12 protein-coding genes are annotated in these 13535 nt (G+C 23.7%); 3 read left to right on the top strand and 9 right to left on the bottom strand.

Features of this window, described 5'->3' with window-relative positions; translation table 11 throughout:
• Positions 1 to 266: 266 nt before the first annotated feature.
• The gene (locus Q1J76_RS08755; RefSeq protein ID WP_300369703.1) at positions 267 to 908 is read left to right on the top strand and encodes a hypothetical protein; all 642 of its coding nucleotides are present in this window, start codon (positions 267 to 269) and stop codon (positions 906 to 908) included.
• 69 nt (positions 909 to 977) lie between these two features.
• Here Q1J76_RS08755 and Q1J76_RS08750 read toward each other — a convergent pair whose 3' ends face one another.
• The 3 genes from Q1J76_RS08750 to Q1J76_RS08740 all read right to left on the bottom strand — a co-directional run bounded on the left by Q1J76_RS08750 (position 978) and on the right by Q1J76_RS08740 (position 3265).
• On the bottom strand, positions 978 to 1598 hold the full coding sequence (locus Q1J76_RS08750; protein WP_300369702.1) for a cyclase family protein: 621 nt from the start codon (positions 1596 to 1598) through the stop codon (positions 978 to 980).
• Between the two features lie 8 nt (positions 1599 to 1606).
• Positions 1607 to 2608 carry a PIN/TRAM domain-containing protein gene (locus tag Q1J76_RS08745; RefSeq protein ID WP_300369701.1) on the bottom strand — a complete coding sequence of 334 codons (1002 nt, stop codon included), beginning with the start codon at positions 2606 to 2608 and terminating at the stop codon, positions 1607 to 1609.
• A 78-nt stretch (positions 2609 to 2686) separates the two neighbouring features.
• Positions 2687 to 3265, bottom strand: a complete 579-nt coding sequence (locus Q1J76_RS08740) for a CarD family transcriptional regulator (protein WP_300369700.1) — start codon at positions 3263 to 3265, stop codon at positions 2687 to 2689.
• 372 nt (positions 3266 to 3637) lie between these two features.
• Between Q1J76_RS08740 and thiL the strand changes: the two genes are divergently transcribed.
• Positions 3638 to 4588, top strand: coding sequence for a thiamine-phosphate kinase (gene thiL / locus Q1J76_RS08735; protein ID WP_300369699.1), 951 nt, complete (start codon positions 3638 to 3640; stop codon positions 4586 to 4588).
• Between the two features lie 139 nt (positions 4589 to 4727).
• Complete coding sequence (locus Q1J76_RS08730; protein WP_300369698.1) at positions 4728 to 5903, top strand: acetyl-CoA C-acetyltransferase; 1176 nt, start codon at positions 4728 to 4730, stop codon at positions 5901 to 5903.
• A gap of 771 nt (positions 5904 to 6674) precedes the next feature.
• Here Q1J76_RS08730 and Q1J76_RS08725 read toward each other — a convergent pair.
• The 6 genes from Q1J76_RS08725 to Q1J76_RS08700 all read right to left on the bottom strand — a co-directional run.
• Entirely contained in the window at positions 6675 to 7646 is a 972-nt protein-coding gene (locus tag Q1J76_RS08725) for a Gfo/Idh/MocA family protein (protein WP_300369697.1), read from the bottom strand.
• Between the two features lie 17 nt (positions 7647 to 7663).
• Positions 7664 to 8491: a glycosyltransferase family protein gene (locus Q1J76_RS08720; RefSeq protein WP_300369696.1), complete on the bottom strand. Its 828-nt coding sequence runs from the start codon at positions 8489 to 8491 to the stop codon at positions 7664 to 7666.
• 16 nt (positions 8492 to 8507) lie between these two features.
• On the bottom strand, positions 8508 to 9395 hold the full coding sequence (locus Q1J76_RS08715) for a hypothetical protein (RefSeq protein ID WP_300369695.1): 888 nt from the start codon (positions 9393 to 9395) through the stop codon (positions 8508 to 8510).
• Complete coding sequence (locus Q1J76_RS08710; protein ID WP_300369694.1) at positions 9392 to 10513, bottom strand: NAD(P)-binding protein; 1122 nt, start codon at positions 10511 to 10513, stop codon at positions 9392 to 9394. Before Q1J76_RS08710 ends, Q1J76_RS08715 begins: the two co-directional genes overlap by 4 nt.
• Positions 10514 to 10547: 34 nt before the next feature.
• Positions 10548 to 11381, bottom strand: coding sequence for a glycosyltransferase family 2 protein (locus Q1J76_RS08705; protein ID WP_300369693.1), 834 nt, complete (start codon positions 11379 to 11381; stop codon positions 10548 to 10550).
• A 1-nt stretch (position 11382) separates the two neighbouring features.
• A partial coding sequence (locus Q1J76_RS08700; RefSeq protein ID WP_300369692.1) for a hypothetical protein occupies positions 11383 to 13535 on the bottom strand: 2153 nt, incomplete at its 5' end.

Here is a 13535-nt window from a genome sequence, read left to right as displayed (position 1 = left end):
TTTATGACATGAAGCAACTCGTTTTTTTATCTTTATGCATTTATAATAAATACATATATTAAAAAGAAATAAAGAATTTTTTTTATCATTTTACTCTCCTTTTATAATTAATGCCATATACAAAATTTAATCTGTTTAATTATATTATTTTTCATAAAAATATAAATTTATATATAAAACAAAAAATTGTATTTTTTAAAAATATATTTTTACAAAATTATATTTTTTTGTATATTTAAATAAATAATGAAGAAACTGGAGTAAAAATGAAGAAAATAATATTAATAATAATGCTTCTTATCACTACCATGAGCTGCAATCTTATGGCTAAAAGCGGTGTGGGGGTTGATTTAACAGTACCTTTGGGAGCAGGTGTAGGATTCTTTTATCAAGATGGAAAAGAAAATAAAGCATTAAAGCCTGATGCGGGATTTGAATTTGGAGTATATTTAAGACCTAATTATTATTTCGATTTAAGTATCTTATCTTTAGGAATAGCTTTGGATGTAGGTTATCAAAGAGATGTATTTGCTTATAAATCAGATTTGGGTAAAAAAAGTTTAACATTTGATAGTTTGAGTGTAGGTATAATGCCTAAAATTGATATTCTATTTATGTCTATAGGTTTAGGAGCTGGTGTAAAATTCCCTCTTGGAGGAAGTAGCTACTACAAAGGAAATAGTGGAGTAGAAAATTCAGCGAAATATAATTTAACAGATTTACAAAATAAATTTAATAATTTATTAATACCATATCTTAAAGTAAACTTAGATTTTCTTCTGCTATATAATTTCACTTTAGGTATTTATATGTCTTATGATTTCCCATTGGCAGAGTATAAAGGAACTGTTCCAAAAATAACTTTTGGAGGGTTGGATATAGGCGGACAAATAGGTATAAGATTTTAAAATTGTACTCAATATAATAATATAAAAAAGCCATGCATATTTTCAGCATGGTTTTTTTTATTTCATATATTAATTTATAATAGCATAGGCTCTAACTGGAGAACCTTCACTGCCTTTTATTTTTAAAGGTGCTGCACTAAAAAAGAATTTTTTTTTCGATACTTTTTCTAAATTTACCAAATTTTCTATAATGCATATATCATGTGAAAATAAAATATTATGTATTAAATTATTATTCGCAATTGAATCAACAGAAGGAGTATCTATTCCTATAGTTTTTATTTTTAAATCTATTAATTTATATGCAAAACTTTCGCTCAAATACGGAAAGTTTTTATAATAGTTTTCTGTATTAATATTTTTATGCCAATAAGTATTAACAAGAAGTATATTGCAATCTTTTATTATTTTAAAATCAAAATTATCATCAAAGTTTATTGTATTTTCTTTATCTGGCATTATATCAATACAATATGCATTTCCAATAAAATAATTTAAATCTATATTTTCTGCCGAAGGCTTATTATTTATACAATGAAGCGGAGTATCAATATGAGTTGCCGTATGCACACACATGGATATATTTGTGATATTAAAATATTCATAATTTTCAGCTGAAACTTGAACATCAATATCATCTGGATAATGATACATGTTATTATATATTTCAGCTGAAAGATCTATTATCATATTATTTTCTATTTATTATTATCATGTCTTTTTTTATTATTATTATTTGGTTTAGAATTATTTAAAGAGGCAAATATTACTCTTCCAGCCTCTTTAGGAAGTACATTATCTATTTCTATCTCAACATTCTTTCCTATCAAATGTTTGGCATTATCAACTACTATCATAGTGCCGTCCTCTAAATATCCCAAAGCCTGTTTATCTTTACCCTCTCTTATCAAATCTATATTTATAGTTTCACCTGGTAAAACAACGACATGAAGAGAATTAGCAAGATCATTGATATTTAATATATCAACTTCATGTATAGATGCAACTTTCATCAAATTAAAATCATTAGTAACAACTTTAGCATCCATTTTTTTGGCAAGCTCAATAAGTTTTAAATCTACTTCTTTGATATTAGGAAAATCAATATCTGTAATAGAAAGAAGTATATTTTTAGATGATTTCATTTTATTTAAAATCTCCAAAGCTCTTCTTCCTCTTATTCTTTTTTGAGGATCTCTTGCATCGCTTAAAAATTGTATCTCTTTAATAACAAATTCTGGAAGTATAAGAAGTCCATCAAAAAATTTCTTCTCAGCTATATCATATATTCTACCATCAACTATAACCGAAGTATCTAATATTTTAGCCGTTTTTGTTTTATCGGGTTTTGTAAGTTTAAGCATATTTGATATATTAGGCGTAAATGCTATGATTATACTAAAAATTAAGTATCCCTCTATATATAAAATAATTAGCCTTTCATTTGCAGGCAATGATATTCCAACAGCATCTATAGTACTTATAGTTAAAAGAACAGTTATTAATGTCAAAAAAAACGATATAAAAAAAGCTAATGTTATTTTTGAAGACTGTTTTCTTATGAATAATAATTCAAATAAAAATATGAATACTGCACTGATTATAAATATTGTTAATGTCTTATAATTGAAATGTTTTAATATAAAATAATCTACAGCAAGTACTATGGCAGATAGTACGAAATATACAACTCTCCACATAATTTCCCCTTAATTTTGTATTATTATGTTTAGATATGCTATTTTTTTAATGGAATAAACTAAGTATAAATTAGATGATTAATCATCTTTTTTCTTTTTTTTTGTATTTTTGGAAGCTTCTTTTTCTTCCTTGATAGTCTTCCCTTTTTCCAACGGTCTAGTTTTAAACTTTTTAGCGGATTTCTCCAAAGCATTTGATACTATATCTTCAATTTCATCTTTATCTTTTTTTAAAGCTATACTAATTTCATTAACTATAAACATATAAGCTTTTTCATATAAACGCTTCTCACTAGCAGAAAGCTCTTTTAACTTATTTCTAGTGAATAAACTTCTGGCAACCTCTATCGTATCTTTAATATCTCCGCTTCTAAGTTTTTCTTCATTTTCCTGATATCTTATTTTCCAATTATTCTCTATATCTTGAGGTTTTGTTTGCAATATATTCAAAAAATTATCAGCTTCCGCCTTTGATATTATCTTTCTTATACGATATTCTTTAACTCTATTTATAGGTACTTTTAATATAATATTTTCACTTTCACATTCTAAAACATAACATTCTACTAAATTAGAATTAACTTTGTTATCTGATATTCCTATAACTTTACATATACCATACATAGGATATACAACATAAGTATTCAATTTATACATATTAGCCTTTCTTATAAATAGTTAATTGTTTATTCTAAAAAATATAATAATATACCTCCAAGTATTATATATTAAAAATATAAAAAATCAAGTATTTATTACAGTATGCTGTATATATTTTTTTATGTAATTAAACTTGAATAATACACTAATACATAATATTAAATTCTATATAATTACATAAGCATACACTCATGTCATTATACTTAATTTAATTATGTTTTTTATTTTTTATCTTAATGCATATAAATAGATTAATCATTTTTATAAAAATTTTATTTAAAATATATAAAAAATAAATATAACACAGCAATTTAAAAGTTTTAATGCATATGTTATAATATTTATCAAAATATCATCGGAAATAAAATTATGCAAGAGTTCAAACTTATAGAAAAAATAAAAGAATTAAGCAATAATAATAACAGCAATAATTTAAATATCGGAGATGACTGTGCTGTTATAAAAAATATGAGCAATGAGAATGATATACTAGTAACAACTGATATACTCGTTGAAAATATACATTTCTCTTTAAAATATTATTCTTTTTATGATGTAGGTTATAAGTCTGCTCAGGCGAATATAAGTGATATTATATGTAAAGGAGCAAAACCTAAAAATGCATTTATCTCTTTATCAATACCAAAAAAAATAAATGATGAAAATATATTGGAATGGTACAGAGGATTTTTAGATGCATGTAGACCTTATGATATAGAAATTTCTGGAGGAGACACCACTTCTTCAAATGATTATTTTTTTATATCAGTAACATTAATTGGAACTATAGAAAAAAATAAATCAATATTAAGAAGTAATGCACAAATTGATGATAATGTTTATGTACTTGGATTTGTAGGAGAAAGTGATTTGGGATTAGATAAACTTTTAAAAGACAACTATGAGCATAATGATGAAAGTGTCAAAACTCATTTAAGACCTAAACTTTTTTTTAATAAATGGCAGGAAATTATAAATATATACAAAATAAACTCTTCTATAGATATAAGTGATGGACTTTTACAGGACGCTTCTCATATAGCTGAAAACTCTAATAAAACTATAGAAATATATGAATCTTCAAATTGGTATTTGGTAAATAGATTCTTTGATGATGAGGATAATACAAAAGTTTTAAAATCTATTCTTACAGGAGGAGAGGATTATGCTGTTATATTTACCTCTAAAGATGAAATACCTGAAGAGAATAATTTAATAAAAATAGGAAAAGTTAAAGAATATTCAAACTCATATATACAATTTATAGATTCCAATGGTAAAGAAATTCATTTTAACTCATTAGGTTTTGTACATTCTTAAAATAATTAATATTCAATAACACAAAATATAAATTAATTATTTTTACTTGTAAAATCAATTATTATGTACTATACTATAGTATACTAATATATCATAAAAAATCATTTTTATAATTAAAACAATTGTAAGGAGATAAACTATGAGAGAAATAGTTATAGCAAGTGCTGTTAGAACACCTGTAGGCAAATTCTTAGGTTCATTTTCTAATGTATCAGCTGTAGAATTGGGTACTATAGCAGTAAAAGAAGCCTTAAAAAGGGCAAATATAAAACCAGAACAAGTTGATGAAACTTATTTTGGATGCGTAATACAGTCAGCACTTCTTCCTAATGTTGCAAGACAAGTATCTATTAATGCAGGAATACCAATAGAAAAACCAGCATTAACTATAAATATATTATGTGGTTCTGGACTTAGGGCTGTATCTATGGCAGCACAAATGATTAAAGCAGGAGATGCTGATATAGTAGTTGCTGGAGGTACAGAGAATATGAGTATGGCTCCTTACACTTCTTCTGCTATGAGAATGGGAGCTAAAATGGGAGAAGCTAAAATGCAAGATACTCTTCTTAATGATGCTCTTATTTGTGCTTTTGAACATTATCATATGGGTGTTACTGCTGAGAATATTGCTGAACAATGGTCAATCACTAGACAGCAACAAGATGAATTTGCATGCAGAAGTCAGAACAGAGCTGAAAATGCTGTTAAAAGTGGAAGATTCAAAGATGAAATAATACCAGTTACAATTAAAACAAAAAAAGGAGAAATCGTAGTAGATACTGATGAACATCCTACTTTCGGAACTACTATGGAAACATTAGCTAAATTAAAACCTGCATTCAAAAAAGATGGTACTGTTACTGCTGGTAATGCTTCTGGAATCAATGATGCTGCTTCTGCTGTTGTACTTATGTCTAAAGAGAAGGCTGATGAACTTGGAGTGAAATATATGGCTAAAGTTTTGAGTTATGCTACTCATGGTGTTGAGCCTAGAATAATGGGAATTGGACCTATAGAAGCTAGCAGAAAGGCTTTGAAAATGGCTAATCTTACAGTAGAAGATATGGACCTAATAGAAAGTAATGAAGCTTTTGCTGCTCAGTCCATAGCTGTTGCTCGTGAATTAAAATTTAATATGGATATAGTTAATGTTAATGGAGGAGCTATTGCTATAGGACACCCAATCGGAGCTTCTGGTGCTAGAATACTTACTACTCTGCTTTATGAAATGAAAAAACGTGGTTCTAAAAGAGGACTTGCTACACTTTGTATAGGCGGAGGTATGGGTACTGCTTTAGTTGTGGAAATGTAAGTAATTTGTAATTAATATAAATAAAGGGTTAAAACTTATTATTAAGTTTTAGCCCTTGTTTTTTATTAAATAGAATATTCGTTCTTTAAATCTTCAAAATTTTTTCCATCTAAATACCATTTTGCAGGTATCATACTTCCATCATCAGAAGCTACCTATAGTCCCCGACACTGCTAATCCCATAATTTCTATTGAATCTGCATAAAGAGAATAATATCAAGTATAACTATAAAAATATAATTTCTTTTATTAAAAAAGTTATTGCATTTTAAATATAAATAATATATTTTGCTATTTCTTTTTGCTAATATTGAAATTACTTTATCAATATTAAAACATAAATAACTTTTTAGTATCTTCTATGTTTATGAAGTTGATTTCCAAAGTTATATATATATTTAAATCAAAACTTGAAAAATAACCTGTTCTTTTTTATACCCAATATAGAAAATATTGTTAAAAACAAAATACAAATCAATAATAATGTAATATATATTTTATAATATAATTTATTACTTTTCATAAACTAATATAATAGATAAAAAAAATAGTCAAATGTAATATTTTTTAAAAAAATTTTAATCAATGAAAAGTGATAAATATATTATAAATTAATAAACTGTATATACCCTATCAAAAATATAATAACTTTTAGAACTGATATCATATTCTTATATATTTTCAACCTATTTATTTTAATATATTTACATCATAAATATTTCTACCATCGAATATAACTTTATCTTTTAACATCTCTTTGATTTTATAAAACTATGTTATACTAATTCTATTTTGTTCTGCTATGATATCAACTAGTTCCATTTCTTCTAATATATCAATATGAGTCATATCTTTGCATTCTATCATTCCATTATTTATTGCTTCAATAACAGATTTCAATTGATATTCATAACCTTTTATTCCATCATTTTTAGAATAACTTTCTAATAATTTTCTTTCTTTAGAATAGACATATATATTTTGAGGATTATTAACATTTTCAATAACTATATAGCCTTCAGTTCCTGCTACAACAGCTCTACTATCAGTAATTGAATTAATAGAATAAATTAAATTTGAAATAACATCATTATTATATTTTAATGTTACACAACTTTGTAAATCTATACCATTATCATCAATTATAGATTGAACATTAACACTTTTTATTTTATTTCCTAAAATTATAAGAGATAAATTAAGTGGATATATACCAAGTTCATATAAAGATCCACCTGATAATTCTTTACTAAATAATCTTGGTCTATCAGTAAGTATATATCCTAAATTTGCTTCCAATATCTTTGGTATTCCAATAATTTTACTATTTATAATTTCTTCTATTTTATATCTTGATGGCATATACCTAGTCCATATTGCATCAGCTAATAAAAGATTATTTTTTTTTGAAATACTAATTAATTCTTTTGCTTCTTTATAAGTTGAAGTAAATGTTTTTTCACATAATACATGTTTACCGTATTCTAATGACTTTTTTACATGTTCATAATGATATGATACAGGAGTAGCCACATAAACAAGTTCTACTTTATTATCATTAAGCATTTCTTCATAAGAACCATAACTTTTTTTAAAATTATGATCTTTGGCAAATTTTCTTGCTTTGTCGATATTTCTAGAAGCAATAGCATATTTTTCTATTCCTTCTATATTATTGATTGCTATAGACATAGAGTTAGATATATGACCAGCACCAATAAAACCTATTTTTATATCTCTCATATATACTCACAATAAAATTATTTTTTTATTTTAAAATTTAAAAAGATTAATTTTAACAACAATTTGAAAAAATTAAAATTAGATGAAAATCCTTTTATTTTAGATGGTAATTCACTTTTAGGATAAATTCTAGAAGTTGGTACTTGACATACAGAATAACCTAATTTTTTAACAGGAAGTAAAGGAAAATAGCAATGTTCATATGTACAAAAATCATCTCTAAACCAATTTAACCTAGAATCTAATATATATTTTCTTGAAAAAGCTTTATATCCATTAGTTATATCATCATAATGAAATCCTGATGCCATACTAAATAACGGTGAAGCAATTAACCTTATCCCTATTTTTCTTAATAATGGAGTATTTTCTTCTTTGCCTCCCAAAGTAAACCTAGTTGACTGTATAACATCAAATTTATCTTCTAATTTAGCTATAAATAAAGTTAAACTTTCATCTATATTATCTTTATTATTTCCATCACAAGTAATAACACCATCATATCCATCTTTCATAACCTCGTAATACCCTTGTTTTAACTGAGTACCCTGACCTTTAATATTGCTCGTATTAATTATAAGTCCACGACAACCATATTTCATAATAAAATTTGAATTAAAATATTCCTCTTCACTTCCACCATCACATATAAATACATCACAAATATCAAATATATTCGCATTTTTCATTTTATTCATTTGTAATACAAATCTTTCACCCTCATTAATTACTGGTATTAATAAAGCATACTTATTTGTTTTATCAAAAAATATAGTTTTTTTGTATATTGGAATATTCTTTTCAATTTTTTTTAATTCATCTATAGTTATTTCATAATTAATCATACTATACAATCCATTATTATTGAAATTTTATAATTGATATAACTTTATAATTTGGTTTATTTTCCAATTCTTTTGATAATAAACCTATATATCTTATAAGAATACTAAATATAAAAAATATTAAAGTAAAACAAAATGATAATAAAGTCATAATGGATGCCCATCCATTTTGTAAATTCCCCAAACCACATAATTTTAGCAATATTGAATATATACCTACAGAAGCTGAAATAATAGCAGAAAATACACTTAAAAGAAATGTTATATTTGATACTACTTCAGAAAATATTAATAGATATGAACTTCTATTACCTTTTGTTAATTTATAAACATTTTTTTTTATATTGCAATTAATATACTCATATTTATATCCTATATTTCTAATTATATATGATATAGGAACAATTTTACTTTTATTTTCACTCAAAGAATTTATAACTCTTCTAGTTACAAAAAATATTATATCATATATATTATCTAGTTTTGTCCCTGAAAATAATGAAATACTCTTTAATATAATATTATCTCTAATATTATTATATTTTGTTACTAAAAAAGAAATATCAATAACTTTTTTATTATATTCATAAAGCCTGTCTAGATAATTTTCTATATTATCTATATCAATATCTTTTAATACAAAAACTAAATCACCTTTAGAAAATTCTAGTCCAGCTCTTATCATACTATCTTCATTAGTATTACTAGCTATATTTAAACATAATATATTATCTGATTTTGGAGATAATGTATTATGTATTTCATCCATATCAAACTCTTCATTAAATAATAATATAATTTCACTATATTCAAATTTATTTAATATATAATTTTCCAATCTATCATAACTTTTCTTATTACCAATTTTAGTTATTATAAAACTTGCATAGTTCTTATCTTTCATAATATCACCTCATTTAATTCATATATAGTATTTAATTTCCCACCCAATACTGTAATAAAGTGTGGATTTTCTCTATTTTTTTTTATTATAACAGGTCTAGAATCAGATGTTGAAGAAGATTGCATCAAAGCTTTTATAGTTAAAATACTCTCTTTAAATTCAGGTAAAAATTCACTTTTTAAATATTTCTTTGCTAATTGTCTCATATGTATCCATGAGGAATTTGGTCTAACTTCACATAAATTACAATTATCTAAAAATAAACCATTACATGTATTTGATTTCAACTGACACTCAAAATGTGGAAGCTCAGATGTAGAAAATTTATGTGGACTATATCTAACAGAATATAGTGAATACAAACCATTTTTATTAAAAGGCATAATAGAAAAAAATGGTCCGTCCATTAATGTTATTCCAAAACCTTTTAAATTATTTGATGGCTCACATAATATCATTTCTGATAATTCAAATTTTATTGGTATAGTATCTAAATTGAATATTTTTAAAACACTATTAATTGAAGCATAGGAAGTATTTATTACAAATGAAGTTTCTAAATTTTTATTTGAATTTAACCGTATATACCAACTTGAATTTTTTATATATGCTTCTTTTATATAATCATCATATATAATAGTAATATTTTTATTTTCATTAATTTTTTCTAAATAATATTCTTTTATTTTTAATGTATCCACAGCATATTCTTTTGTTTCATAACAGGCATCAACTAAATTGACATTAAAAAATTGCAATTCATTAATTTTTTTATATGGTATATTGGCATTATCACAAAAATATTCAAAATTATCTGGAGTTGACATTCCAAATTTTGATGATACAGCATAAATTTTTGTAAAATTTTTTATTATAGAAAATTCATAATCCATAGCAAATTTATCAAAATAATGTGAACATTTTATAGCTGTATGTAATGATCTAGGATAATGATATCCATTATGCAGTCTTGCTTGATTAACATATGAAGCTCTTAAAAATGCCTCTCTATCTTTTTCTATTATTAAAATTTTTACATTTTTATACTTACTTGATATGATATCTGCTAAATAAATACCATAAATACCAGCACCTATAATTATATAATCATATATCATAATATTTCCTAAAAATTAGTTAAATAACAATAACCTATACTTCAATATAGCATTGTAGTATAGGTTGTAATTTTTTATATTTTGAATTATTATAGAAATATATGTAATCTCTACATACTGGTCTGGTCTGGTCTGGTCTGGTCTGGTCTGGTCTGGTCTGGTCTGGTCTGGTCTGGTCTGGTCTTAAATTATATTTGAAAATACACCATAATGCTCTAAAACCATCTTTCCAACCTATTTTCTTACCTTCCTTATAAGTTCTACCATAATATGAAATTCCAACTTCATATATTCTAATATTATCAATTTTTGCTACTTTTGCCGTTATTTCAGGTTCAAAACCAAATCTATTTTCCTTAATTTCTATAGATTGTATAATCTCCCTTTTAAATACTTTATAGCAAGTTTCCATATCGGTAAGATTCAAATTAGTAAACATGTTAGAACATAAAGTTAAAAAAGTATTACCCATTTGATGCCAAAAATATAATACCCTGTGTGATTCTCCGCCTACAAATCTACTTCCAAATACTACATCAGCCTCATTTTTTATAAGAGGCTCTAACAATTTATCATATTCATTAGGATCATATTCTAAATCGGCATCTTGTATAATTACAAAATCTCCAGTAGCAGCTTTGATACCTGTTCTTAATGCAGCACCTTTACCCATATTTTTTTTATGATATAATATTTTACTAACTTTACTTTCAATCAATTTTAATTTATCCCTAGTATGATCTTTTGAAAAATCATCTACTATAATAATTTCTTTTTCTATAGAACATCTTGAATTTATAACAGCATTTACTATAGTTTCTATCGTATTCTCTTCATTATAGCATGGTATTATTACTGACAATTTCATTTTATACCTCTAAACTTTTTGTTTTATTTAAATCATATACAAAAATAATAAAGCTTATTATTGATAAAATAGACAATGGAAGTACAATATATATATATCTATATTCTAATAATACAGCAACTGTACCTATTATAAATGCACTTGCAAATGTAGAAAATGAAGTGGCAAATGAAACAATAAGCATATTGTTTAATTTTGATATTTTTTTTATATTTCTTATAATTATAAAAATATCTATTAAAAATATTAATATAGATATAGAAATAAAGAATATAATATTTATATGTATTGATATTTTATAAAAAATATTATATATAATTTTTCTTAAATTATAATTATAAAAATCTTCTGAATAATTATAAAATACTTGACTTTCAAAATACGGATTATGACCTTCAAAATAATCATAAAAATTATCAAAATTTATTTTATAATGAATGACTGTACTATTATTTAAACTTAATTTCCACATTTTTATCATCATAGATAAAGAAAATTTAATATATGTAAAAGGATATTTTTTTATATATTTAGTGGCTATTTCTTTACTATTATGTAATCTATCAAATGCAAATATTTCTCTTACAAGTACACTTGAAGATGCATATGGATATATTTTATAATCTTCAATAACATCATTAAAATTTTTATTTTCATTGTACCATTTTTTTGGAATCATACTATCATCATTTTCTAACACCGCAATGCGAGCAGCTATAAAAGAATGCAAAACATAGGCTGCTACTTCTCTAGAATTATCAATTACAAATGGCAATTTAGGATATAATTTATATATACTTACAAGTGTAAAAGCAATTATTAACATTATAGAAGCAAATTTTAATAAATGTATTTTATAATCTTTAATATTTTTATTTTTTAGAATATCATATACAAAAATGATATATATAGGATATATAGTAACTATAAAATTGTGTCTAAATAACATAGAAATAGTTAACAAAAATACAGATATAATTTTTATTAAGACATTTATCTTATTATTTTTAAATGGAGTTAAAATAATAAAAAATAGTAAAGAAATGGATAACCATAAAAAAGATAGAGCAAAAGTATCTTTAAGTTTCCACATATTCATAAAAAATACATCATCTATAAAACTAATGAAAAATAAAAGTAATATATATTTATTCTGATATTTATTATATAAAGATATTATGATTAGTGTAATACCTATATACCAAAAACTCATTATTATAGTAAACATATAGTGTATAGAATAACCAAAAAGATTATAAAGAATATGCAATAGTAACTGTATAAATGCTGGATGCCAGTTATCAAATACTTTACTTATGGATGCTTTTATTATATATATAGTATCTCCATCTCTAAGACCTGGAAAACAAAGCCAATAATTAAAAAAGAATAAAGAAAATCCAATTAATGGTATTAATACATTGTATAATATATTTTCATTTAATGTTTTATTACTATTCTTTTTCATTATATATAATAATGCTAATAGGTATATAGATATAGCATATATATAAAATATTTCTTTTCTTAAATCTAATAAATATGATAAGTTATCTATTTCATTATCTTCTATAGGCTTAGATGAAGTTAATATTCCTATACCATCAAATGAATTTGTTATTTCTATCTTACTAATATAATCAGGTTCATTAGCTAAATAATGTTTAAATTTATAAATTTTATTACTATTAAAAAATAATCTATTTGAATGTATTTTAAAATTATAAATGTAATTTGTATTATCACTTTTATATAAAGTTAAATCTTTGATAGAACTTACTCTTTCTATATTTCCCAATATCGATAAAATTGGTATAGATAAAGTAAATAAACAAAATATAAATAAATAAGCATTAAAGATTTTATTTGCATTCTCACAGCTAGGTAATTTTATTTTTAAATATTTGAATATTAATAATATAAATGATATTAATATTAATATCATAATAATTTTTGATTTAACTTTTAGTGTATATACAATATTATCTATTTTTTCATCATCAATTTTTTTAGTTGATATTAGACTGCCAAAAGGACTACCTTTATAATCCATTTTTATTTCTTTAATAAAGGTATTATCATTAATTACTTTTTCAGCATTTATATAAACATCATATATATCACTATTTTTAAATACTTTACTATAATAATTCA

The sequence above is a fragment of the Brachyspira sp. genome, from assembly GCF_029258575.1.
In the GTDB taxonomy this organism is placed as follows: domain Bacteria; phylum Spirochaetota; class Brachyspiria; order Brachyspirales; family Brachyspiraceae; genus Brachyspira.
The sequence above is the reverse complement of the archived record's forward strand: the minus strand, read 5'-3'. Positions and strand labels throughout refer to the sequence as shown.

Excerpts from the sequence above, each read along its gene's own strand:
- Q1J76_RS08755 (WP_300369703.1), top strand. The coding sequence starts at position 267 with ATGAAGAAAATAATATTAATAATAATGCTTCTTATCACTACCATGAGC.
- Q1J76_RS08750 (WP_300369702.1), bottom strand. The coding sequence starts at position 1,598 with ATGATAATAGATCTTTCAGCTGAAATATATAATAACATGTATCATTAT.
- Q1J76_RS08745 (WP_300369701.1), bottom strand. The coding sequence starts at position 2,608 with ATGTGGAGAGTTGTATATTTCGTACTATCTGCCATAGTACTTGCTGTA.
- Q1J76_RS08740 (WP_300369700.1), bottom strand. The coding sequence starts at position 3,265 with ATGTATAAATTGAATACTTATGTTGTATATCCTATGTATGGTATATGT.
- thiL (WP_300369699.1), top strand. The coding sequence starts at position 3,638 with ATGCAAGAGTTCAAACTTATAGAAAAAATAAAAGAATTAAGCAATAAT.
- Q1J76_RS08730 (WP_300369698.1), top strand. The coding sequence starts at position 4,728 with ATGAGAGAAATAGTTATAGCAAGTGCTGTTAGAACACCTGTAGGCAAA.
- Q1J76_RS08725 (WP_300369697.1), bottom strand. The coding sequence starts at position 7,646 with ATGAGAGATATAAAAATAGGTTTTATTGGTGCTGGTCATATATCTAAC.
- Q1J76_RS08720 (WP_300369696.1), bottom strand. The coding sequence starts at position 8,491 with ATGATTAATTATGAAATAACTATAGATGAATTAAAAAAAATTGAAAAG.
- Q1J76_RS08715 (WP_300369695.1), bottom strand. The coding sequence starts at position 9,395 with ATGAAAGATAAGAACTATGCAAGTTTTATAATAACTAAAATTGGTAAT.
- Q1J76_RS08710 (WP_300369694.1), bottom strand. The coding sequence starts at position 10,513 with ATGATATATGATTATATAATTATAGGTGCTGGTATTTATGGTATTTAT.
- Q1J76_RS08705 (WP_300369693.1), bottom strand. The coding sequence starts at position 11,381 with ATGAAATTGTCAGTAATAATACCATGCTATAATGAAGAGAATACGATA.